At 69.5% G+C, this 23,955-nt stretch carries 17 protein-coding genes; 10 read left to right on the top strand and 7 right to left on the bottom strand.

Features of this window, described 5'->3' with window-relative positions:
- The first annotated feature begins 155 nt into the window (after positions 1 to 155).
- Positions 156 to 2,789: a SpoIIE family protein phosphatase gene (locus AB0I18_RS28250; protein WP_363108404.1), complete on the top strand. Its 2,634-nt coding sequence runs from the start codon at positions 156 to 158 to the stop codon at positions 2,787 to 2,789.
- Positions 2,790 to 3,041: 252 nt separating this feature from the next.
- Here AB0I18_RS28250 and AB0I18_RS28245 read toward each other — a convergent pair whose 3' ends face one another.
- The 5 genes from AB0I18_RS28245 to AB0I18_RS28225 all read right to left on the bottom strand — a co-directional run bounded on the left by AB0I18_RS28245 (position 3,042) and on the right by AB0I18_RS28225 (position 8,838).
- Positions 3,042 to 4,865 (bottom strand): hypothetical protein, encoded by a 1,824-nt coding sequence (locus AB0I18_RS28245; protein ID WP_363108403.1) that lies wholly within the window; start codon positions 4,863 to 4,865, stop codon positions 3,042 to 3,044.
- Positions 4,866 to 4,987: 122 nt separating this feature from the next.
- Positions 4,988 to 5,764 (bottom strand): succinate dehydrogenase/fumarate reductase iron-sulfur subunit, encoded by a 777-nt coding sequence (locus AB0I18_RS28240; protein ID WP_363108402.1) that lies wholly within the window; start codon positions 5,762 to 5,764, stop codon positions 4,988 to 4,990.
- Entirely contained in the window at positions 5,761 to 7,710 is a 1,950-nt protein-coding gene (locus tag AB0I18_RS28235; RefSeq protein WP_363108401.1) for a fumarate reductase/succinate dehydrogenase flavoprotein subunit, read from the bottom strand. Before AB0I18_RS28235 ends, AB0I18_RS28240 begins: the two co-directional genes overlap by 4 nt.
- Entirely contained in the window at positions 7,710 to 8,507 is a 798-nt protein-coding gene (locus AB0I18_RS28230) for a hypothetical protein (RefSeq protein WP_363108400.1), read from the bottom strand. Before AB0I18_RS28230 ends, AB0I18_RS28235 begins: the two co-directional genes overlap by 1 nt.
- 43 nt (positions 8,508 to 8,550) lie before the next feature.
- The gene (locus tag AB0I18_RS28225; protein WP_363108399.1) at positions 8,551 to 8,838 is read right to left on the bottom strand and encodes a hypothetical protein; all 288 of its coding nucleotides are present in this window, start codon (positions 8,836 to 8,838) and stop codon (positions 8,551 to 8,553) included.
- A gap of 539 nt (positions 8,839 to 9,377) precedes the next feature.
- Between AB0I18_RS28225 and AB0I18_RS28220 the strand changes: the two genes are divergently transcribed.
- From AB0I18_RS28220 to AB0I18_RS28190, 7 genes are all read left to right on the top strand, one after another.
- On the top strand, positions 9,378 to 11,735 hold the full coding sequence (locus tag AB0I18_RS28220; RefSeq protein ID WP_363108398.1) for an ABC transporter family substrate-binding protein: 2,358 nt from the start codon (positions 9,378 to 9,380) through the stop codon (positions 11,733 to 11,735).
- 154 nt (positions 11,736 to 11,889) lie between these two features.
- Positions 11,890 to 13,797, top strand: coding sequence for a translational GTPase TypA (gene typA / locus AB0I18_RS28215; protein ID WP_363108397.1), 1,908 nt, complete (start codon positions 11,890 to 11,892; stop codon positions 13,795 to 13,797).
- Between the two features lie 411 nt (positions 13,798 to 14,208).
- On the top strand, positions 14,209 to 15,246 hold the full coding sequence (locus tag AB0I18_RS28210) for an ABC transporter permease (RefSeq protein WP_363108396.1): 1,038 nt from the start codon (positions 14,209 to 14,211) through the stop codon (positions 15,244 to 15,246).
- A 101-nt stretch (positions 15,247 to 15,347) separates the two neighbouring features.
- Positions 15,348 to 17,153 (top strand): ABC transporter substrate-binding protein, encoded by a 1,806-nt coding sequence (locus tag AB0I18_RS28205; protein ID WP_363108395.1) that lies wholly within the window; start codon positions 15,348 to 15,350, stop codon positions 17,151 to 17,153.
- Between the two features lie 105 nt (positions 17,154 to 17,258).
- Positions 17,259 to 18,236, top strand: coding sequence for an ABC transporter permease (locus tag AB0I18_RS28200; RefSeq protein WP_363108394.1), 978 nt, complete (start codon positions 17,259 to 17,261; stop codon positions 18,234 to 18,236).
- Positions 18,237 to 18,246: 10 nt separating this feature from the next.
- Entirely contained in the window at positions 18,247 to 19,308 is a 1,062-nt protein-coding gene (locus AB0I18_RS28195; RefSeq protein WP_363108393.1) for an ABC transporter ATP-binding protein, read from the top strand.
- Positions 19,309 to 19,320: 12 nt separating this feature from the next.
- Entirely contained in the window at positions 19,321 to 20,454 is a 1,134-nt protein-coding gene (locus AB0I18_RS28190) for an oligopeptide/dipeptide ABC transporter ATP-binding protein (RefSeq protein ID WP_363108392.1), read from the top strand.
- A gap of 332 nt (positions 20,455 to 20,786) precedes the next feature.
- Here AB0I18_RS28190 and AB0I18_RS28185 read toward each other — a convergent pair whose 3' ends face one another.
- On the bottom strand, positions 20,787 to 21,830 hold the full coding sequence (locus AB0I18_RS28185; protein WP_363108391.1) for an amidohydrolase family protein: 1,044 nt from the start codon (positions 21,828 to 21,830) through the stop codon (positions 20,787 to 20,789).
- Positions 21,831 to 22,014: 184 nt separating this feature from the next.
- On the opposite strand from AB0I18_RS28185, the gene AB0I18_RS28180 reads away from it, so the two are divergent.
- Positions 22,015 to 22,392 carry a VOC family protein gene (locus AB0I18_RS28180; RefSeq protein ID WP_363108425.1) on the top strand — a complete coding sequence of 126 codons (378 nt, stop codon included), beginning with the start codon at positions 22,015 to 22,017 and terminating at the stop codon, positions 22,390 to 22,392.
- The gene (locus tag AB0I18_RS28175; protein WP_363108390.1) at positions 22,393 to 22,857 is read left to right on the top strand and encodes a GNAT family N-acetyltransferase; all 465 of its coding nucleotides are present in this window, start codon (positions 22,393 to 22,395) and stop codon (positions 22,855 to 22,857) included. It abuts the gene before it with no gap.
- A gap of 79 nt (positions 22,858 to 22,936) precedes the next feature.
- On the opposite strand, the gene AB0I18_RS28170 is transcribed toward AB0I18_RS28175, so the two are convergent.
- A complete protein-coding gene (locus AB0I18_RS28170) occupies positions 22,937 to 23,920 on the bottom strand; it encodes an aminoglycoside phosphotransferase family protein (protein ID WP_363108389.1) in 984 nt (327 codons plus the stop codon).
- Positions 23,921 to 23,955 lie beyond the last annotated feature (35 nt).

Raw genomic sequence — 23,955 nt, 5'->3', positions numbered from 1 at the left:
AAGACTGGGAGTGTTTGTCGCTGCCGGTCCTAAAAGCATCGGGACCGTGCTGTGATCGTGAACACCGTGTTGTGCGGCACCGTAGTGCTGGATACTGCGGGCAGCCGCCCCCGGTGACCGGTGCCGGATGCGGTGAGCTGGAGGGGACGGTTCGCGTGAGCGAGATACCAGCGAAGGCCACGGAGTCCGAGGATCCGTCGGGCGGCGCGTTGGCTGATGCGACGACAGGCGATGCCGTCGCGCCCAGGTATGGCGACATGCCGGGCGAGGTGTCGGGTGAGGTTCCGGGCGAAGTGGTCTGGCAGAGCAGCCCACCGGGTTCGATCTACGACTACATCAAGGTCGCCTCCTTCTCGATCGGCCCCGACGGGCTTGTCGACCAGTGGAGCCTGCGCGCTGAGCAGCTCTTCGGCATCACGGCCGAGTACGCCGTGGGCATGGACCCCATCGAGGCGTTCGTCGCCGAGGACATGCGCGAGCTGGGCCAGCGGAAGATGGCCGAGATCCTCGACGGCAGGGAGTGGACGGGTGTAGTCCCCTTCCGGATGCCCGACGTGGACGACTCGGGCCGGGCCGCCGAGGGACTCGCCGAGGTCTACGTCATGCCGACGCGGACGGAGGAGGGCGAGCGTGCCGCCGTGTGCATCGTGGTGGATGTGCGCACGCTGCGTCGGATCGAGACCGATCTTGCCGCATCGCAGGCTATTTTCGGCCAATCTCCGTTCGGGTTCCTGCTGCTCGACCCGGACCTGCGGATCCGCCGGGCCAACGAACGGTTCGCCCTGACCTTCGGCGGCACGGTCGAGGACCACCGCGGACGCACGGTCAAGGACTATCTGTCGCCGGGCGAGGCCGAGCGCGTCGCCGCGATCCTGCGCCGCGTCCTGGAGACCGGCGACTCCGTCACCGAGATGCTGGTCACGGGCACCGTGCCGGGTTCCCCCGAGCGCCGTCACTGGTCGATCAACCTCTATCGCGTGCACAGCGGTTCGGGCCGGCCGATCGGCATCGCGTGGCTGGGCACCGACATCACCGCGCGCCGCGCCGCCGCCCGCGAGGCCGCCGCCGCCCGGCGCAATCTCGCCCTCCTGAACGAGGCGGGAGCGCGCATCGGCAACTCGCTCGACCTGGAGACCACCGCCCGCGAACTCCTCGACGTGGCCGTCCCCGGCTTCTGCGACCTCGCCTCCGTCGACCTCTACCAAGGCCTCCTCGCCGGTGACGAGACCCCGCCCGGGCTGGCCGACGGCAGCGCCGAGCTGCGCCGCGTCGCCTTCGCCAGCGCCGTGTCCGACGCGCCCTTCCTCGGCGGCCCGGAGCCGGTGAACGTCGGCGCGGTCCACCACTTCGCCTTCAACTCCCTCTGCGCGGACGCGCTGCGCACCGCCCGCCCGCAGAGCATCCCCGCCGAAGAGGGCGGCCTGATCCAGTCCACGCTCGCGGTCCCGATGGTCGCCCACGACACGGTGGTCGGCCTGGTCCAGTTCTCGCGTACGAAGGGCAGCGAACCGTTCGGGGAACGCGACCGGGCGCTCGCGGTCGAACTGGCCGCGCGCGCCGCCGTCTGCATCGACAACGCCCGCCTGTACCGCCGCGAACACGAGCGCGCCCTGATCCTGCAGCGCTCCCTCCTGCCGCCCGGCGACCCGGAGGCCTCCGGCCTGGACATCGCCTGCCGCTACCTCCCGGGGAACGCGGCCACCGAGGTCGGCGGCGACTGGTTCGACGTCATCGAACTCCCCGGCCACCGCACGGCGTTGGTCGTCGGCGACGTGATGGGCCGGGGCCTGCGCGCGGCCGTCGCGATGGGTGAACTGCGCACGGCCGTACGGACCTTGGCCCTGCTCGATCTCGAACCGGCCGAGGTCCTCTCCGCGTTGGACGAGATCGCCCGCGGCCTGGGCACGCCCGGCGGAACGCAGCAGTCTACGCGCGGTGCCCGTCAGTCCCGGGACGCCGACCTCTCCGAGGTGTACCTCGCCACCTGCGTGTACGCGGTCTACGACTCCGTCACCCGCCGGATCACCTTCGCCAACGCAGGCCATCTCCCGCCGGTCCTCGTCGAGCCGGGTGAGAGCGCGCTCATGCTCGACGTCCCGCCGGGCATGCCGCTCGGTGTCGGCGGCGAGCCGTTCGAGGAGGTCGAGGTGGAGCTCCCGGAGGGTGCCCTGCTGGCCCTCTACACGGACGGACTGGTCGAATCCCGCGACCACCCCCTCGACGAGGGCCTGCAGGCCCTCGTCAACGTCCTCACCGACCCCTCCAGCCCGCTGGAGGACGTCTGCGACCACGTCCTCAACACCCTCGACACACACCACGGCGAGGACGACATCGCGTTGCTGATGGCACGTGTCCAGGGACTGCCCGCCGATTCGGTCGGCGACTGGACGCTGCCGCGCGAGCCGCGCAGCGTGGGCAAGGCACGGGAGTACGCCCGCGCCCAACTGACCGGCTGGGACCTCGAACCCCTCGTCGACACGGCCGAGCTCCTCGTCAGCGAACTCGTCACCAACGCCCTGCGCTACGGCGAGGGCGACATCCGCCTGCGCCTCCTCCTCGACCGCACCCTGGTCTGCGAGGTCTGGGACGCGGGCCTCGTCCAGCCCCGCCGCCGCCGGGCCCGCGACACGGACGAGGGCGGCCGCGGCCTCCAGCTCGTCGGCCTCCTGAGCGCGGCCTGGGGCTCCCGCCGGACGCCCCGCGGGAAAACGGTGTGGTTCGAACTGCCCCTGCCCAACGGGGGACCGGGCCTCACGGACCCGGCGGACGCGCTGCTGAGCCTGTTCTGAGGGGAGGCGTCGCCGAGCTTGCCTGTGCGGGGGAGTCGGCGGTGTCGCTGAGCGTGCTGTGCGGGGTTGCTGAGCTTGCTCCGAGGGGGAGCCGGCGGAGTTGCCGAGCGTGATGTGAGGGTTGCCGAGCTTGCTCCGAGGGAGCCGGTGAGGTTGCCGAGCTTGCTGTGCGGGGCTGCCGAGGTTGCTCTGCGGGGGGAGCCAGTGGGGTATCCGAGCTCCCTCTGAGGGGGGCTCGGTGGGGTCGCCGGATCAGCTCAGACCGTCCCCGGCCCTGCCCTCGGCCCCGTCGCCCTCGTCCCCTTCCTCGCCCCGTCGCGCCCGCGTCCCGCCCCCGCCGAAACTGCCTGGTATGCCGCCCTCGCCCAGAGACGTGCCCTCGCCGTCGCCCAGGAGGATCCCGCCCAGCACCGCTCCGGCCACCCCATCGCCATGACCACGGCCATGACCACCGCCGACGGGATGCTCGTACGCCCGCACATCCCGCTCGGCGAGCTCCCGGGCCTCCCGGGCCAGGCCATCGGCCCGCTGGACGTCGGCGAGGCGGGCGAACGGTGAGAAGCGCCCATCGGCCCCACCGGCCTCCCCCTCAGCCCCATCAGCACCCTCCCCCCGCTCCAGATGCCTCCGCGCCTCCGCAGACCGGGTCCGGGCCTCGCTGCCCACCGCACCCCGATGCGTGGTGATGAACTCCGAGGCCCCGGCCACCGCGCCCCGGGCGACGAACAGCATCCGGTCCAGCAGCGCCCGCACCCGCCCGTCGTCGGCCGTCGCCGCCACCGCCGAGACCAGCGCCGCATCGGCCTCACCGACCCGGCGAAGGGCGCCGACCGGGTCGTACGGCCCGGCAGCGGTCTCACGCCGTACGGCATCCAGTACGGCATCCAGCACGGACTCCGCGCGGACGAGCGGCCCGAGAGGCTCACCCGTGGCGACCTCCGAGCCCTCCGCGCCCGCCACACCCACCGCACCGCGAGCCCCCGCCAGGTCGGCCCCGGCCTCGTCGACGGCGGCGGGCAACCGCTTCTCCGCGACGGCGAGTTCGGAGGCGAACCGCTCGACGCCGCCGACGAAGAGCTCCGCCTGGTCGACGGCCCCCTCGGCGGCACGCAGAGCCACCGTGGCCGCCCCGGTGTCATCCCGGTCGACCGCCGCCCGCGCCCGGTTGAGCCGCGTCATCGCGAACACCAGCCGGTCCTTGGCCTGTTCCAGGTGACCGGCGACGCCGATGTCGCCGACGACGGACAGGACGGCGGGAGCGGCATGCCGCTTCCCGATCTCCCCGAGCGCCGCCTCCGCGCCCGGAGTACGTCCGGCGACCTCCCGGAACCGGGCTTCCGCGTGCGCCAGCGCCTCGGGCATCTTCCGTTCCAGCGCCCGCAGTTGATCGAACGCGGCCGCCTGCGCATCCAGCCACCGCCCGGCGTCGGTACACCGCTCGACGATCTCCGTAAGCATCAGCCGCCGGCCCGACTCGTCCTCCGCCAACCCGTCGTCGACCTGCTGCCGTATCTGGAAGGCAGCCGCCAACTCCCCCTTCGCCCACGCCACGGTCTCCACGAACGGCGCCACCGCCGCGGTGTCGGTGTCCCCGACCTGCGCCGCCGCATACCGGAGCTCCTCCTCGCTGGTCCGCACGGCGTCATCCACCTCGACGAGCAACCGCCGCGCCCGCGGATCCAGTTCGGAGACCTCGGGAACGCCGGAGCCGCCGGAGCCTCCGGCGAGAGAAGCGGATCGCTCGCCCGCCCCACCGGGCGTCGTACGCGCCCGGGCCCGCCGAGTCCGCCGTACGTGCCCGTACAGGGCCAGCGCCCCCACAGCCCCCACCGCGGCAACAGGCAGCACAAGATCCGCCGCGGTCGTCCCGTCCTCGGCGGCCCCGGGCCGCTCCCCGGCCGGCGCCACCACGGCCCCGCCACCGGCGGCCGCACTCACACCGGCACCGGCGTCCGCCGTCACGGACGGCACAAGCCAGCCGACCGCCACCACCGCGCCCGCCACGGCGTGCGCCATCCGCACGGCTATGTGCGACGCGGCTCGGCGCGGACGGCTTCGGCGAAGGGGCGACGTCACATTTCGGAGCGTATGACCCCGTACGCTCCAGCGCGACCGGTATAGACCGTCATAGACCTGCGCAGGCCGTCATGTATCGATACAGAACGGAGCAGGCCCAGACAGTCGGCCCAGGGCGCCGCCTACGTCCCGGCCGGCCTCCGGCGGATCTTGTTCCCCAGCCAGACCAGCGGGTCGTACTTCCGGTCGACCGCCCGTTCCTTCAGGGGGATCAGCGCGTTGTCCGTGATCTTGATGCCCTCGGGGCACACCTCCGTGCAGCACTTGGTGATGTTGCAGTAGCCGAGCCCGTGCTCGTCCTGGGCGGTGCGTTTGCGGTCGAGCCCGCTCTCGGCGGCCGAGTCCAGCGGATGCATGTCCAGCTCGGCCACCCGCATCAGGAAGCGCGGACCGGCGAAGGCGGTCTTGTTCTCCTCGTGGTCGCGGACCACATGGCAGGTGTCCTGGCACAGGAAGCACTCGATGCACTTGCGGAACTCCTGCGAGCGGTCCACGTCCTCCTGCATCATGCGGTACTCACCGGGGCCGACACCCTCCGGCGGCACGAACGCCGGGACCTCCCGCGCCTTCGTGTAGTTGAAGCCGACGTTGGTCACCAGGTCACGTACGACCGGAAACGCCCGCAGCGGCGTGACGGTGATCGTCTCGTCCTTCTCGAACACCGACATCCGCGTCATGCACAGCAGCCGCGGCCGCCCGTTGATCTCCGCCGAACACGAACCGCACTTGCCCGCCTTGCAGTTCCAGCGGACGGCCAGGTCCGGAGCCTGGGTGGCCTGGAGGCGGTGAATGATGTCGAGGACGACCTCGCCGTCGTTCACCTCGACCTCGAAGTCCTTCAGGCCGCCGCCCTCGACGTCCCCGCGCCACACCTTGAAGCGGGCCTCATAGCTGCTCACTCGTACAGCTCCTCTTCGGCGAGGTACTTGACCAGCTCCTCCTTCTCGAAGAGGGCGAGCAGGTCGGGTCGGATGGCTTCGGTGGTCTCTCGTACGAGGTCGATCTGGCCGTGCACCGGGTCCGTGGCCGCCAACCCGCCCGTCGGGTCGGTCAGTTGGCACAGCAGGTTGATCCGGCGCCATGCCCGGTCCATCCCCGGATGGTCCTCCCTGGTATGGCCGCCGCGGGACTCCGTCCGCTCCAGCGCGGCCCGCGCCACACACTCGCTGACCAGCAGCATGTTCCGCAGGTCGAGCGCCAGATGCCAGCCGGGGTTGAACTGCCGGTGTCCCTCGACCCCGGCCCGCCGTGCCCGCACCCGCAGGTCGGCGAGCTTCTCCAGCGCCGCCGCCATCTCCGCCTCACGACGGATGATGCCGACGAGGTCGTTCATCGTCTGCTGGAGTTCCTGGTGGAGGGTGTACGGGTTCTCGGGCGGCTTACCGTCCTCGGAACCCGGCGCCGGTCCCTCGGCCGAGAACGGCCGCAGCGCCTCCGCGGCCGCCGCGTCGACCTGGCCGTCGTCCACGGCGGGACGCCCTCCGGAGACCCCGAGCCCGGTGGCGTACTGGGCCGCGTGCAGCCCCGCCCGCCGTCCGAACACCAGCAGGTCGGAGAGCGAGTTGCCGCCGAGCCGGTTGGAGCCGTGCATACCGCCCGCGACCTCACCGGCCGCGAACAGCCCGGGCACCCCGCGGGCCGCCGCCGTGTCCGACTCGACCGCGATGCCGCCCATCACGTAGTGGCAGGTCGGCCCGACCTCCATCGCCTCGGCGGTGATGTCGACGTCCGCGAGCTCCTTGAACTGGTGGTACATGGACGGCAGCCGCCGCTTGATCACCTCGGCCGGCATCCGGGTCGACACGTCCAGGAAGACCCCGCCGTGCGGTGAGCCGCGGCCCGCCTTGACCTCCGAGTTGATGGCCCGCGCCACCTCGTCGCGGGGGAGCAGTTCGGGGGGCCGGCGGTTGTGGTCCGGGTCCTCGTACCAGCGGTCGCCCTCGTCCTCCGACTGCGCGTACTTCTCCTTGAAGACGTCCGGGACGTAGTCGAACATGAAGCGTTTGCCCTCGGAGTTCCGGAGCACCCCGCCGTCCCCGCGCACCGACTCCGTGACGAGGATCCCCTTCACCGACGGCGGCCAGACCATGCCCGTCGGGTGGAACTGCACGAACTCCATGTTGAGCAGGGGCGCCCCCGCCAGCAGCGCCAGCGCGTGCCCGTCGCCCGTGTACTCCCACGAGTTCGAGGTCACCTTGAAGGACTTGCCGATGCCGCCGGTGGAGACCACGACCGAAGGGGCCTCAAGGACGAAGAAGCGGCCGGACTCGCGCTCGTAGCAGAAGGCCCCGGAGACGCGGTTGCCGTCCTTGAGGATCCTGGTGACCGTGCACTCCTGGTAGACCTTCAGCCGCGACTCGTAGTCACCGGTCTCCTTGAAGTCCTCCTGCTGGAGCGACACGATCTTCTGCTGGAGCGTCCGGATCAGTTCGAGTCCCGTACGGTCGCCGACGTGCGCGAGCCGCGGGTACTCGTGCCCGCCGAAGTTGCGCTGCGAGATCCGCCCGTCCTTCGTACGGTCGAACAGCGCTCCCCAGGTCTCCAGCTCCCACACCCGGTCCGGGGCCTCCTGCGCGTGCAGTTCGGCCATCCGCCACTGGTTGAGGAACTTCCCGCCGCGCATGGTGTCGCGGAAGTGGACCTGCCAGTTGTCACCGGAGTTGACGTTGCCCATGGCCGCCGCGATGCCGCCCTCGGCCATCACCGTGTGCGCCTTGCCGAACAGCGACTTGCAGATCACGGCCGTCCGCGCGCCCCGCTCCCGCGCCTCGATGGCGGCCCGCAGCCCGGCGCCCCCGGCACCGACCACGACGACGTCCCACTCCTGCCGGTCCACTACGGACATCAGAACAACCTCGGATCGTCAAAGGCGCCGGACGCGACCAGGTACACGTAGAAGTCGGCGAGTGCCACGCTCACCAACGACGCCCAGGCGAGCTGCATGTGACGGGCGTTCAGCTTCCCGACGAGCTGCCAGGTCCGGTAGCGCAACGGGTGCTTGGAGAAGTGCTTGAGCTTGCCGCCGACGATGTGCCGGCAGGAGTGGCAGGAGAAGGTGTACGCCCAGATCAGCACGATGTTGACCAGGAAGACGAGGGTGCCGAGGCCCATGTGGCCCCACTCGTAGTGCTCGTCCCGGAAGGCGAGGACCGTGTCGTACGTCAGGATTCCGGCGACCGGCACCGCCGCGTAGAAGAAGTAGCGGTGGATGTTCTGCAGGACCAGCGGGAAGCGGGTCTCGCCGGAGTACTTCTTGTGCGGCTCGGCGACCGCGCAGGCCGGCGGCGAGGCCCAGAAGCCGCGGTAGTAGGCCTTGCGGTAGTAGTAGCAGGTCAGCCGGAAGCCGAGCGGGAAGATCAGGATGAGCAGCGCGGGGGACAGGCCCCACCAGCTGCCGAAGATCTCCCAGTTCGGGCCGCTCCTCATCGGCTCGCAGTTCTCCGCCAGACAGGGCGAGTAGAACGGCGAGACGTAGGGCGCCGCGTAGTAGTCGGAGTTCGCGAACGCCCGCCACGTCGAGTAGACGACGAAGGCCAGCAGCCCGGCCGCGGTGACGGCGGGCGCCAGCCACCAGCGGTCGGTCCGCAGATGCGGGGCGGCGATCGCGGCGCGCGTACGGGTCCGTACGCCGCCGCTGTTCATTTGGGGTTCCGTACCAGTGGCCAACTTGGAGCTCCGGTCGGGGTCAGGGGGCGTGCCGGTCGCGGGCGCCGAGACCCTCGTCGTCCGAATCCGTCCACAGGGTGTTGTCGTACGGGGTGTCGGGGATGGAGACGAGGTCGGGCCGCCTGGGCGCGGCGAGCGCGGGGGCGGCCTCGCGCAGCAGGGCCACGCTCTCGCGCAGGTGGTCGGCGTCGGTGCGCACCCGGCGCACCTCCAGACCGCTGCCCATCTGCTGTTCCAGGCGCTTCACGGACCTCGTCAGGTCGTCGAGGCAACGCTGGACTGTTGTCAGGTCGTCGTGCACTGACATGACTTGCCCTCACTTCCACGGGCTCCAGAGCCCAAAGGCGGCAACGTTCATGCGCCTGCGAGTGTCGCGCGTCACATCGCCCCCTGTGAAGGGATCTGCACGGATTACCGGCTCGTGTCGTCCGTTACGCGCCGTACGTGCGCCCCTGGGCGGGACGGGGCACGCCCCTCGGGGCTAGGGCCGGTGTCGGAAGTGGCGCCTGCCGGCCGACGCCTGGCACGCCCTCTCGCCGCACCGGGCGAAAGCCCAAGTACATCCAGTACGAGGGCTTCCGCCCGGCACGCCGAGAGCACGCACCATGCGCCGCCCGGCCCGCCCTCCGGGCGGACGACGCCACTTCCGACACCGGCCCTAACCGTTGGGCCGCACGGGTGGGCTTCGGCGGGCCGGTCGCCGTGTCGCCGCCCGGAGACGGCGACCCTCCCCTTCAGTGGGGCGATAGATCTGATCAGCACCATTATACCGCCAAATGTGATCTACATCACGAAGTCGGGCCTGCACGGCTCGACGTGATCAGAAGCGTCCCGGAGGTACCAGTCATGTCCCACGACGGCGTCGGACCGCGCGCGGTGATGCGCTCGGTCGCGTTCCTCACGGCGGGCGTGCTCGCGGTGCCCGCCCTCACCGCGTGCGGCGGGGAGGACCAGGCGGGCAAGCCCACCGCGGGCCAGGACATCGCTCCCGCGGGCCGCGATCTGATCGCCGACGGCGGCACCGTGCGCTGGGCGGTGGACAGCCTCCCGGAGACCCTCAACACCTTCCAGGCGGACGCCGACGCGACGACCTCCCGGGTCGCGGGCGCCGTGCTGCCCGCCCTGTACCGGCTCGACGCCATGGGCCGCCCGCAGCGCAACGCCGACTACCTGGAGTCCGCGAAGGTCGTCGAGCGCGAGCCCAAGCAGGTCGTGGTCTACAAGCTCAACCAGCAGGCCGTCTGGAGCGACGGCCGCGAGATCGGCGCCGCCGACTTCGCCGCCCAGTGGCGCGCCCTGTCCGGCAAGGACAGCGCGTACTGGACCGCCCGCAACGCCGGCTACGACCGCGTCGAGAAGATCGAGCGCGGCGCCGACGACCTCGAAGTACGGGTCACCTTCAGCAAGCCGTACACCGACTGGCAGTCGCTCTTCTCGCCGCTGTACCCGAAGGACGTCATGGGCACCCCGGACTCCTTCAACGACGGTGCCCGCCGCAGGCTGAAGGTCACCGCGGGACCCTTCGCCATCGAGAAGATCGACCGCTCGGCGGGTGACGTACGGCTCAGGCGCAACCCGCGCTGGTGGGGCACCCAGGCCAAACTCTCCGAGTTGGTACTGCGCGCCGTGCCGCGTGAGAAGCGCGCCACCGCGCTCGCCGACGGACGGCTCGACCTGGCCGAGATCGACCCCGCCGGGGTCCGGCGCATCACGCTCGCCGCCCGCGACAAGGGCACCAAGACCGCCAAGGGGGCCAAGGGCCGTGCGGAGACCAAAGGCCGTGCGGGGGCCGAGGGAATGCCGGTGCCGCTGACGCACGGCCCCGGCGCCGCGCTGACGCCCGCCGCCGCCCTGCGCTCCTGGGCGATCGCGCACGGCTCCGACGAGGAGGCGGCCGACGCCGAGATCAGCGCCCGCAAGAAGCGGGGCAAGGTGGTCGCCAAGTACGCCGCGCAGCAGTCGGCGCTGCGCGGCTTCGAGGTCCGCAAGTCCCTCGAACCCGCCTACACCCAGCTCGCGTTGAACGGCGCCGACGGGCCGCTCACCGACGAGCGGGTCCGCCGGGCCGTCGCCCGCGCCCTCGACCGGGACGAGCTCGCCAGGGTCGTGCTCCAGCCGCTGGGCCTGCCAGCCGAACCGGTCGGCAGCCACCTCGCGCTCGCCGGGCAGCACGCGTACGCCGACAACAGCGGGGCGCTCGGCGGCCAGGACACCGCGGAGGCGCAGGCGCTGCTGTCCGACGCGGGATGGGTGTCGGGCGGACCCGTCAGGAAGAAGCCCAAGAAGGCGGCCGGCGGTGAGGCCGCCAGGAAGTCCGACGACTCGAACGGCTCCGGCCGTTCCGAAGGCTCCGGCGGCGACGGTACGTACATCGTCGGCGAGGACCAGAAGCCGGGCGACGCGTACGACCTGGCCGGCGCCCCGGGCGCACAGCGCGAGATCGAGCGGGAGCAGAAGCCGCGCCAGAAGCAGCAGAAGCAGCGGCAGATGCGGAAGAAGAAGGACGGGGCGGGCAGGACCGGCGGGGCCGCCGAGCAGCACCTGGCCCAGGACGGGACGCAGCAGCTCAAGCACGGCGGCGCCCCCGGGGCGTACGCGCCGAAGGGCACGGCGGCCCCACGGCGGGCCGCGGCCGGTCCGCTCGCCAAGGACGGCAAGCCGCTGTCGCTGCGCTTCGTGCTCCCGTCGGGCCCCGGCTCGGAGCCGCTGCGGGCGGTCGGTGAGCGGATCTCGCGGATGCTGGAACGTATCGGCATCCGCACCGAGATCACCAAGGTCGCCGACGAGAGCTACTTCAAGGACCACATCGCGTCGGGCCAGTACGACCTGGCGCTGTACTCCTGGCCCGCGTCCGCCTTCCCCGCGACCGACGCCCGCCCCATCTACTCCAAGCCGGTACCGGCCGCGGACGGCTCGCTCAACGTCGAACAGAACTACACGCGGGTCGGCACCGACCAGGTGGACCAGCTCTTCGACCAGGCCATCGCCGAACTCGACGCGGACGAGTCCCGCTCCCTGGTCCGCAAGGCCGACGCCCGCATCTGGGCCGCCGCCGGCTCGATCCCCCTCTACCAGCGCCCCCAGCTCACTGCGGCCCGCACCACCCTCTCCAACGCGGGAGCGTTCGGCTTCCAGACCCCGGTGTACGAGAACATGGGCTACCTGAGGAAGGGCAAGAAGGCTGGGCCGAGCCCGGCCCCGTAAGGGGCGCGGGGCCTCCCGCCCAAACCCCGGAGGAGGCCCTCTCTGTCAGGGCCACGTACGATGGGGTAAGGCCGTGGCATGTTCAGCCCGGCAGGGCCCGCGTAAACAGATATACGCGTCGGCCATCCGCTCACTCCGGGAGAAGCGCCTCAATATGGCCACGCGCCACGACATCCGCAACGTCGCCATCGTCGCCCACGTCGACCATGGCAAGACCACCCTGGTCGACGCCATGCTCAAGCAGGCCGGTGCCTTCGCCGCGCACGCCGCCGAGTCGCTCGACGACCGCATGATGGACTCGAACGACCTGGAACGTGAGAAGGGCATCACGATCCTGGCCAAGAACACGGCGGTCAAGTACCACCCGAAGGATGGCGGCGACGTCATCACGATCAACATCATCGACACCCCCGGCCACGCCGACTTCGGTGGCGAGGTCGAGCGCGGCCTGTCGATGGTGGACGCGGTCGTCCTCCTCGTCGACGCCTCCGAGGGCCCGCTGCCCCAGACCCGCTTCGTGCTGCGCAAGGCGCTCCAGCAGCGTCTGCCGGTCATCCTGTGCATCAACAAGACCGACCGCCCGGACTCCCGGATCGACGAGGTCGTCAACGAGACCTACGACCTCTTCCTGGACCTGGAGGCGGACGAGGAGCAGATCGAGTTCCCCATCGTCTACGCGTGTGCACGCGACGGTGTGGCCTCGCTGACCAAGCCGGAGGACGGCACCGTCCCGGCCGACAGCGACAGCCTGGAGCCGTTCTTCTCCACGATCCTGTCCCACGTCCCGGCTCCGCAGTTCGACACCGAGGCCCCGCTCCAGGCGCATGTCACCAACCTGGACGCCGACAACTTCCTCGGCCGTATCGCGCTGCTCCGCGTCGAGCAGGGTGAGCTGCGCAAGGGCCAGACCGTCACGTGGATCAAGCGCGACGGCACGATGTCCAGCGTGCGCATCACCGAGCTGCTGATGACCGAGGCGCTCACCCGCAAGCCCGCCGAGATGGCGGGCCCCGGTGACATCTGTGCCGTCGCCGGTATCCCGGACATCATGATCGGTGAGACGCTCGCCGACCCCGAGAACCCGATCGCGCTGCCGCTGATCACGGTCGACGAGCCGGCGATCTCGATGACCATCGGTACGAACACCTCGCCGCTGGTCGGCCGTGGCGGCACCGGCAAGGGTGCCTCGGCCAAGGCCGCCGTCAAGGACCGCAAGGTCACGGCCCGCCAGGTCAAGGACCGCCTCGACCGCGAGCTGGTCGGCAACGTCTCGCTCCGCGTGCTCGACACCGAGCGTCCGGACGCCTGGGAGGTCCAGGGCCGTGGTGAGCTCGCGCTCGCCATCCTGGTCGAGCAGATGCGCCGCGAGGGCTTCGAGCTGACCATCGGCAAGCCGCAGGTGGTCACCCAGGAGATCGACGGCAAGGTTCACGAGCCCGTCGAGCGCATGACGATCGACGTGCCCGAGGAGCACATGGGCGCGGTCACGCAGCTCATGGGTGTCCGCAAGGGCCGGATGGACAACATGTCCAACCACGGTTCGGGCTGGGTCCGTCTGGAGTTCGTCGTGCCGTCCCGCGGTCTCATCGGCTTCCGTACGGAGTTCCTGACCGGCACGCGTGGCACGGGCATCGCGCACTCCATCCACGAGGGCCACGAGCCCTGGTTCGGCGTGCTGACGACCCGTAACAACGGCTCGCTGGTCGCCGACCGGGCCGGTGCCGTCACCGCCTTCGCGATGACGAACCTCCAGGAGCGCGGTGTGCTGTTCACCGACCCCGGCACCGAGGTGTACGAGGGCATGATCGTCGGCGAGAACTCGCGCTCCGACGACATGGACGTGAACATCACCAAGGAGAAGAAGCTCACCAACATGCGGTCGGCCGCGGCCGACTCGTTCGAGGCGATCGTCCCGCCGCGCAAGCTCTCGCTGGAGCAGTCCCTGGAGTTCTGCCGCGACGACGAGTGCGTCGAGGTCACCCCGGAGTCCGTCCGCATCCGCAAGGTGAAGCTGGACGGCCGCGAGCGCGCCCGCGCCGCGAGCCGCGCCAAGCACGGCTGACACCCGGCCTCCGAACGCCCGGTTCTCCGCACGACGGAGAGCCGGGCCTTCGGTGTGCCCTCGTACGAAACCGTCTCAGGACATCTCAGTCCGTGTCAGTCCATGGCAGTTCGGGTGACGGTGGAATCGATGTGACCGGCGTTCGCATACCGGGCATCGGACAATCAAGTTTCGGACACGTAAACGAAAATTTCATCACGTATGTCTGTTTTGCCAGGAATCAAAGTCACCTGTCAAGCGCGCGTAGGTGTCAATCTTTGCAATTTTTGTTCAAAATTTCGACGGTAGGGAATTCCCTATGTCTTCCGCCCTTGACGCGCGTTGACCCACTTGGTGAAAGTTCCCTGAAACCACAGAACCTGCCGGTATCTGTGCTGCGCTCAACTCTCCATCCCCGGGGGACGAACAAAGATGACCAGTCCAACCAAGGCCGAGGGCTCCGGGCCGTCGGCGGCCTTGGACCCCGAGCTCGCGTCGAGCACCGAGCCTCGCGAGGCCGAGAAGCTCGAGGGCCGCTCTCCCGGGCAGCTGATGTGGCATCGCTTCAAGCGGGACCGTACCGGAGTGATCTCCGCGTGCGTGGTTATTTTCTTCTTCGCGATCGCCGCCCTGGCTCCGGTCATCTCGAAGCTGTACGGCAAGGACCCCTACACGCTGTACGCGCAGGAGCCGGACTACCCCTTCCTGCTCGACGACTTCGCCATGCCCACCGGGTCGTTCGGCGGAATCTCCGGTGACTTCTGGTTCGGCGTCGAGCCCAAGCTGGGGCGAGACGTGTTCACCATGCTGCTGTACGGCATGCGCACCTCGCTGTACATGGCTGTAGTCGTCACGCTGTTCAGCGTCGCGACAGGCGTCATCATCGGTATGGTCAGCGGCTACTTCGGTGGCAAGGTCGACTACTGGCTGGGCCGGGTCACCGACTTCTTCCTGGCCTTCCCCCAGCAGCTGTTCTTCATCGCCTTCATGCCGGTGGTCACGGCACTGTTCGTCTCCCCGACGGACGAGACCCCGGTCTACCTGCGGGCCATCTCGATCATCCTCGTGATGTGGTTCCTCGGCTGGATGGGCATGGCCCGCCTGGTGCGCAGCTCGGTGCTCTCCCTGCGGGAGCGGGAGTTCGTCGAGGCGGCCAAGGTCTCGGGAGCCTCTCCGGCGCGCATCGTGCGCAAGGAGATCCTGCCGAACATCGTCACCCCGATCCTCGTGCAGGGCACCTACATGCTGCCCAGCGCGATCCTCTCCATCGCCTTCCTCTCGTTCGTCGGCGTGGGCTTCACCGAGCCGACGCCGGACTGGGGCCGCATGTTCGCCATCGGCGCCGACATCTACGAGCAGGACCCCATGTTCATGTTCTTCCCGGGCGTCGCGATGGTGGTCTTCGTGCTCTGCTTCAACCTTCTCGGCGACTCCGTCCGGGACGCATTCGACCCCAAGACCGGACGCTAACCGTCCATTGGTGGTGGGGGGGCTGCCACCCCCGTTCCGGGACAACCGGACCGTCAGGCAGCACTCGTGGACAACTATCGACAGGTAGGTACACCGGCATCATGAAGCCCATCAGAATGCGCACCATGCGCGCCATAGCGGTTGCCGCGGTGGCCGGGTCACTGGCGCTGACCGGCTGCTCCAGCGACAGCGGCAAGGACAACTCCAAGGACAACTCCAAGTCCAAGGAAGACGCCGCCGCACAGTCGAAGCCTGTCGTCTACGGCGACGCCAAGACGTCCAACGGTCCGGCCGAAGAGGTCGCCGGGGCCAAGACCGGCGGCGTTATCAACGTGTACCAGCAGTCGGACCTGACCCACATGGACCCGGGGCAGATCTACGTCAGCGACGCGGGCCAGTTCGCCAACCTGGTCCACCGCGGTCTGACGAACTTCCAGGAGGACGACCAGGGCAACCTGACGGTCGTCGGTGACATCGCCACCGACTCCGGCACGTCGTCCGACGACGGCAAGACCTGGACGTTCACCCTCAAGGACGGCATCAAGGACGAGGACGGCAACGCCATCACGTCCGCCGACGTCCGCCACTCCATCGAGCGGATGTACGCCAAGTTCATCTTCGACGGCCCGACCTACGTCCAGACGTGGCTCTCGGGTGCCGACTACCGCAAGGCGCTGCCGGACGGCCCGTACAAGGGCAAGCACCTGCCGGACTCCGTCCTGGAGACCCCGGACGACAAGACGGTCGTCTTCCACTTCAAGACGGCCCAGCCGGACCTCCCGCAGGCCCTGACCATGGCCGGCTACGCCATCGTGCCCGAGAAGCAGGACACGAAGGAGAAGTACGACAAGGCCCCGGCCTCCCTGGGCCCGTACAAGGTCTCCGAGTACAAGGCCGGCAAGTCCGTCACGCTGGTCAAGAACGACCAGTGGGACGCGAAGACGGACCCGGTGCGCCACCAGTACGTCGACGGTTACCAGTTCACCAACACCATCGACCAGCCCAGCCAGACCAAGCGTCTGATCGCCGACCAGGGCGAGGCCAAGAACGGCATCCAGTTCACGGACTCGGTGGACCCGGCCCAGCTGTCCACGGTCATCGGTAACGCGGCCGCCAAGAAGCGCACCATCCAGGGCTACCAGCCCTACGTCTGGCAGCTGTCCTTCAACCTCGACAGCCCCAACATGAAGGACAAGAAGGTCCGCGACGCGATCACCTACGCGATCCCGAACCAGTCCATGGTCCAGGCCGACGGCGGCCGGTACGGCGGTGAGGTCGCCGGTGGTCTGCTGGCGCCGACCCTGCCCGGCTTCGACCCGAAGTACGACCCGTTCGGCAAGCTGAAGAAGCCCAACGGTGACCCGGCGAAGGCCAAGGAGCTGCTGAAGGAGGCCGGGGTCAAGGAGGGCACCAAGCTCAGCTACGCCTACTCCAACACCCCGCGCGGCCAGGCCCAGATGGTCATCATCAAGGACGCGCTGAACAAGCTCGGCTACGACGTCCAGGCCAAGGAGATCGACCGCGCGACCTTCTACGAGCAGGTCGGCAAGCTGAAGAACCCGTACGACCTCTACATGACCGGCTGGGGCCAGGACTGGCCGTCGCCGGGCACGGTCATCACCCCGGTCTACGACGGCACCCAGGTCGCCGACGGTTCGCCGAACTACTCCCACATCGACGACAAGCAGGTCAACGACCTCATCCAGAGGGCTCTGACCGAGGAGCCGGAGGCCGCCGCCAAGACGTGGGAGCAGGCTCACCACCGCATCGTTGAGGAGATCAACCCGGGCGCCCCGGTCTACTACTCGAAGCAGATCCAGCTCTACGGATCGAACATCGGTGGTGCCCGGTACAGCGTGGAGTCGAGCTACATCGACATCAACGACCTGTACCTGAAGCAGCCGTAATCCGACAGCTCGGCTGATCCGCGGGGGTGTGCGCCAGGCGGAGCGCACCCCCGCGGACGGTATCCCCCTTCTGCCGCCGCGTTTCGAAGAGAGCACCCACCCGCCATGCTTCAGTTCCTCATCCGCAGGCTGAGCGGCGCCGTCGTGATCATGTTCCTGATCGGCGCCTTCACGTTCTTCCTGTTCTATACGATCCCTCAGGACTTCGCGCAGCTGGCCTGCGGCAAGAACTGCTCCCCCGAGAACATCGCGGTCATCCGTGAGAACCTCGGTCTCGACAAGCCCATCACCACGCAGTTCTGGAACTTCATGGTCGGCATCGTGGCCGGCCGGGACTTCGCCGTCGGGCACTGCTCCGCGCCGTGCCTGGGTGTCTCCTTCGAGAGCGGCGACTTCGTCTGGGACTCCATCATGGACCGCTTCCCGCTGACGCTCTCGCTGACGGTCGGCGGCCTGGTCATCTTCCTGCTCTTCGGCCTCGGCACGGGTCTGCTGGCCGCGTGGAAGCGCGGTACCGTCGTCGACAAGCTGGTGAGCGGCGCCTCGATGGTGCTCAGCTCGTTCCAGATCTACTTCCTGGGCCCGATCGTCCTCGGCATCTTCGTCTTCAGCACAGGGTGGATGGAGAACCCCAGTTACGTCCCGTTCACCGACGATCCGGTGGGCTGGTTCGTGGGGCTGCTGATCCCCTGGGCCGTGATGGCCACGATCTTCACCGCCCAGTACACGCGTATGGCACGCTCGACGATGATCGAGCAGTTGCAGGAGGAACACGTCCGCACCGCGCGCGCCAAGGGCATGCGGCAGCGGTACGTCTTCTTCCGCTACGCCTGGCGCGGTTCACTCATCCCCATCGTCACCATCATCGGCATGGACCTCAGCGCACTCCTGTCGGGTGCGGTGGTCACGGAGTTCACCTTCGACCTTGCCGGTATCGGACGTCTCGCGGTCCAGGGCTCGCTGAGCAAGGACCTTCCGGTGACGATGGGCGTCATGCTGTTCGGGGCCTTCTTCATCCTGATCCTGAACATCATCGTGGACCTCGCCTACGCCTACATCGACCCGCGCGTGCGCCTCGCCTAGGAGAAATACCGTGACCACACTGACCAAGACCGAAGGCGCGAAGGCCCCGAACGGGCCGGAGGCCTTCCTCTCGGTCCGCGACCTGCGGGTGCGGTTCTCCACTGAGGACGGCATCGTGAAGGCCGTCGACGGACTCTCCTTCGACGTCGAACGCGGCAAGACCCTCGGCATCGTGGGTGAATCGGGCTCCGGCAAGTCCGTCACCAACCTGACCGTTCTCGGTCTGCACAACCCCAAGAGCTCCACCGTCGAGGGCGAGATCGTCCTGGACGGCAAGGAACTGGTCACCGCGACCGAGAAGGAGATGGAGAAGCTCCGCGGCAACAAGGTCGCGATGATCTTCCAGGACCCGCTCACCGCGCTCTCGCCGTACTACACGGTGGGCCGGCAGATCGCCGAACCGTTCATGAAGCACACCGGCGCCTCCAAGAAGGAGGCGAAGGCGCGGGCCATCGAGATGCTCGACAAGGTCGGCATTCCGCAGCCCACCATGCGCTTCAACGACTTTCCGCACCAGTTCTCCGGCGGTATGCGCCAGCGCGCGATGATCGCCATGGCGCTGATCTGCGACCCCGACCTGCTGATCGCGGACGAGCCGACCACGGCCCTGGACGTGACCGTGCAGGCCCAGATCCTCGACCTGCTCAAGGACCTCCAGCAGGAGTTCGGCTCGGCGATCATCTTCATCACCCACGACCTCGGCGTCATCTCCAACATGGCCGACGACCTGCTGGTGATGTACTCGGGGCGGGCCGTGGAACGCGGCAGCGTCCGTGAGGTGCTGCGCAACCCCCAGCATCCCTACACGTGGGGTCTGCTGAGCTCGATGCCGCGACTCGGCGGTGACACCGCACAGGCGCTCACACCGATTCCGGGGTCTCCGCCCAGCCTGCTGAACCCGCCGTCGGGCTGCCCCTTCCACCCGCGCTGCACCTTCACGGCCGAGGTCGGCGGAAGCCGCTGCTCGGACGAGCGTCCGGAGCTGCCCGAGGGCCGGGGCGCCGCCTGTCACCTCGGCGCGGAGCAGAAGTCGACCTTTTTCATCGAGCAGATCAAGCCCCGGCTGGGCTAGGGAGAACGAGACATGAGTGACAACCTCACCCTGGCGAAGCCGCAGGGTCCCGTCGACGGAGCCGGCGAGACGCTGCTCTCCGTCGAGGGCCTGACGAAACACTTCCCGATCTACGGCGGCTTTCCGATCAAACGCAAGGTCGGGGCCGTGCAGGCGGTGGACGGCATCGACCTGTCCGTCGGCGTGGGCGAGAGCGTCGGCCTGGTCGGCGAGTCCGGCTGCGGCAAGTCGACGACCGGCCGGCTCATCACCCGCCTCCTGGAGCCGACCGGCGGCAGGATCACCTACGCGGGGCAGGACATCACGCACGCTTCGCGCAAGCAGATCGCCCCCGTACGGTCCGAGATCCAGATGATCTTCCAGGACCCGTACTCCTCGCTGAACCCGCGGCAGACCGTCGGCACCATCATCAAGTCGCCGATGGAGGTCAACGGAATCAACCCGACGGGCGGCCGGGAGAAGCGGACCCGCGAACTGCTCGAACTCGTCGGCCTCAACCCGGAGCACTACAACCGCTTCCCGCACGAGTTCTCCGGCGGTCAGCGCCAGCGCATCGGTGTAGCCCGTGCCCTCGCGCTGCAGCCGAAGCTCATCGTGGCCGACGAGCCGGTCTCCGCGCTGGACGTGTCGATCCAGGCGCAGGTCGTCAACCTGCTCCAGAAGGTCCAGGAAGAGATGGGCATCGCCTTCCTCTTCATCGCCCACGACCTGGCGATCGTCCGGCACTTCTCGCAGCGGCTCGCGGTGATGTACCTCGGCAAGATCGTGGAGGTCGGCGACCGGGACTCCATCTACAACCGGCCCCGGCATCCCTACACCCACGCCCTGCTGTCGGCGGTCCCGGAGGTCGCCCTCGACGACGAGCCCCTGGACCGAGAGCGGATCCGGCTCTCCGGTGACGTTCCCTCGCCGATCCACCCGCCGTCCGGCTGCCGGTTCCGCACCCGCTGCTGGAAGGCGCAGGACAAGTGCGCCAGCGAGGAGCCCCCGCTGGTGCAGATCTCGGGCAACCGGGAGGGCCACCTGACGGCCTGCCACTTCCCGGAGGAGCCCACGACGGAGGCCCGGGACGAGGACGTCGTGCTGGACCCGGCACTGAAGGCGCTGGAGGACAGCGCCGGGGGAGAGGCCGTCAGCAAGGGCTGACCCGAGTGCAAGGCCCGGCCCGGGTGCAAGAGTCGGCCCGGGTCGGCGAGCGGCTTGTCGTGCGACGGTGACGATCCAGGGACCAGGGACCAGGGACCGGCGAGGGTGAACGGCCTCGCACCAGATCCCCGGACCGCTGCCGTACGGCGAGTCCGACACTGCCGGAGCCACAGCCCGGGGCGTCCGGTGAAGGTCTCTGCCGGGCGGCGTCACGGCGGCTGCCCCCGGCACGTGAGACGCCGGACGGGACACACCGGCCGGAAAACACCGGCCCGGACCCGGAGCGATCGCGCGACGCACGGCCGACCTCGGTGGCGAGTGGGGAGCCGTCGTCAGCGGATGACACGGCCGCGCAGGACGATGCGACCGGGATGCCGCAGGACACCGGGTTCGCGCCTCGGGTCGGCGTCGTAGACCGTGACGTCGGCGAGCCCGCCTTCGGTCAGCCCGCTCAGACCCAGGAAGTCGCGCGCGGTCCAGCTCGCGGCGCCGACGGCGGTCTCGGCCGGCAGGCCGGCGGCGATGAGGTGCTCGACCTCGGCGGCCACGTTGCCGAAGGGCGCGGAGTCCGTTCCGGCCAGGACGGTGACCCCGGCGTCGTGGGCCTCACGGACACGCCGGACCATCGTGCGGTGGCCTGCCTGCCAGAGGTTTCCTCGGGGGCCGGGCTTGATCCTGGGCGCGCTCCGTGCAAAGGCGGTGAGCGTGGGGACGTACACGGTGCCGTGCGCGGCCATCAGCCCGACGCACTCCTCGGGCATGCCCATCCCGTGCTCGATCGAGTCGACCCCGGCCCGTGCGGCGCCCAGCACACCCTCAGCGGACTGACAGTGCACGGCGACCCGCCCGCCGGCCGCGTGCACGGCCGCGACGACCGCCCGCAGCAGCTCGTACGGGACCGGTGCCGCCTCGAAGTCCCAGTCACCCATGAGCTTGCACCAGCCGTCGTTGGCCTTCGACTCAGCCACCGCGTACGCCGCCAGATCGTCGGTGACCGTGTGGAACCCGGCGCTCTTCGACAGCCCCGCCCAGGCCAGCCAGCGCCCCGCGCTGATCATCCGGGGCGAGTCCGGCGCCTCCCGCGACGCGGCCGGCACCTCGCCCAGGAGCCCGGGGAAGCGCAGGGCCGTCGTACCCGCGTCACGGTGGGCGGCGACCTGCTCGGCGAAGAGGTCCGGGTCGAACCGCGGGTCGTCGGGGTCGTCACCGCTCCCCGGATGCGTGTGTACGTCGACGAGTCCCGGCAGCAGAAAACCGCCGTCGGCGACGGTGTCGGCCGGGCCGTGCGGGCGGTCGAAGGTGATCCGGTCGCCGAGTATCCAGAGATCGCGTACGGCCCCGCCGGGCAGGACGGTTCCGCGCAGGTGAAGGGACATGAGGCAGCAGTCTGCCGCCGGGTCCGTGACAACGACAAGGCTCGGTCTGGTTGTTCGGGGGCCGAGTCGCCTTATTCGTTCGACAACGGAATCTGTGCCAGCGATGCTTCGCCCCGATGACTCGAACAGATACGCCTGGGCGCTGCTGCCTGGCGGAGCCTCCGGAAACAGGGAAGAGGACAGCCTGTTGAACCCCACGATCCGACACATCACCTTCGACTGCACAGGAGACCCGTACGACCTCGGGCTCTTCTGGAGCGAGTTGCTCGGGCGGCCGCTGGACGACGACGACAAGCCCGGTGACCCGGAGGCGTTGATCGCTGATCCCGACGGCGGACCCGGGCTGCTCTTCGTGCGGGTCCCAGAGGGCAAGTCGGCCAAGAACCGCATCCATTTCGACCTCCGGCCGAGGGGACGCACCCGGGCGGAAGAGGTCGAGCGGGCGCTCTCCCTGGGCGCCCGCCAACTCGCGGACCACACACGGCCGGACGGTGGAGGCTGGGTCATGATGGCCGATCCCGAAGGCAACGAATTCTGTGTGGAGCGCGGGGAGTTGGACTGAGTGACGGATCTTCGCCTGGAACAGGTGACACCGGACAACATCGACGCCGCGTGCCGTCTCACGGTGCGACCCGACCAGGAGCGGTTCGTCTCACCGGTGGTGAAGTCGCTGGCCGAGGCCTATGTCCAGCCGGACGTCGCCTGGCCCCGCCTGATCCTCGACGGCGAGGAACCCGTCGGCTTCGTGATGGCCTTCTTCGACGTCCGCTTCGCCCCGGAGAACCCGGACGACCGCCCCCGCTCCGGCCTCTGGCGACTGAACATCGCCGACGGCCGACAGGGATGCGGATACGGCCGCTTCGCCGTGGAGTCCGTGTGCGAGGAGATCCGCAGGCGTGGGCAGTCGCGTGTCACGGTGACCTGGGCGGAGGGGGAGGGCGGGCCCGAACCGTTCTACCTGCGGCTGGGCTTTCGCCGTACGGGGGAGATGAGCGGGGACCAGGTCGTGGGGGAGCTGGAACTGTAGGGGTGAGCCGGGTGGGGGTTACCCCGGCATCCCAGGAACTCGGGCAGCCCTTCTGGCCACTCGTCCGGCACGTACGTGTTCAGCCGTAGTGGTCGAAGAGCTCCCGCAGGTAGTCCTCCAGTCGGTGGGTGAGGACGGTGGAGGTCAGATTGTGCCGTCCGAGTTCCCGCCAGGGCCCGGCGACCTTCTCCGCGTCCGGTGCGAAGGCCAGCGCGTCCAGCAGGCGCCAGTACAGGTGGGCTGTCGGGTCCTGGCTCAGGGTGCCCCCGGCCGCGAGATAGTCGTCGGCCAGCCGCATCCCGACGTGGGCACCGTGGAGCAGGGCGAGCGCGGTCGAGCAGTGGGCGACGTCCAGGTCGGACGGGCCCCAGGAGGTTTCCACCCAGTCCACGACGCCGGTGATCGCCAGGTCGGCGCCCTGACCTGTGAAGAGCACATTGCCGGGGTGGAAGTCGCGGTGCAGGAAGCAAGGCCGGTAGGGCGGAGGCGGGCGGCGGATGACGTCCACGGCGCGTCGCCACAGCTCGGGCCGCCGTGTTCCCTCGGGCAACCGGACCCGTTCGGGCGCGGTCCAGGCCTGATACGCCCGCGGACGGGCCCGCGTCGGCACGAACAGCCCATGGATGCCGACCAGTTGCCGAGCGAGCAACTCGGACCTCCGCTCGACGTCCTCCTCGTCCAGCCGCACGCTGCCGGGCAGCAGTGACATCAGCAGTGAGGGGTGGTCGCAGTGCTCCGCCCGCCCGTCCACACCATGAAGGCCGGCCGCGGGCACACCCGTGTTCGCGAGCAGGCGCAGCACGTCCGCTTCCCGGGTGAGCAACCCCTCCGCGTGCTTCACGAAGAAGGGCTTGACGAAAGACCGCAGGACGAGCGAGTACGGCTCGTCCCTCCCCTCGACACGGAGACGCCGCATCCGCGATGTCCACCCGCCCCGCAGCGGGGCGACGGCACGTATGCGGTCTCCCTCCGGCAGCCTCTTCTCCACCCACGCGCGGGTGTTGGACCACCCCTGATCATCGATGCCGGCACCGGCGACGTCCGCGTTCCCACCCTCGGCCATGCGGGGCAGCCTACTGATCACCGGGACTCCCCCGG

The organism is Streptomyces sp. NPDC050704 (assembly GCF_040654355.1).
GTDB lineage: Bacteria > Actinomycetota > Actinomycetes > Streptomycetales > Streptomycetaceae > Streptomyces.
This window is presented reverse-complemented; position numbering and strand designations above follow the sequence as displayed.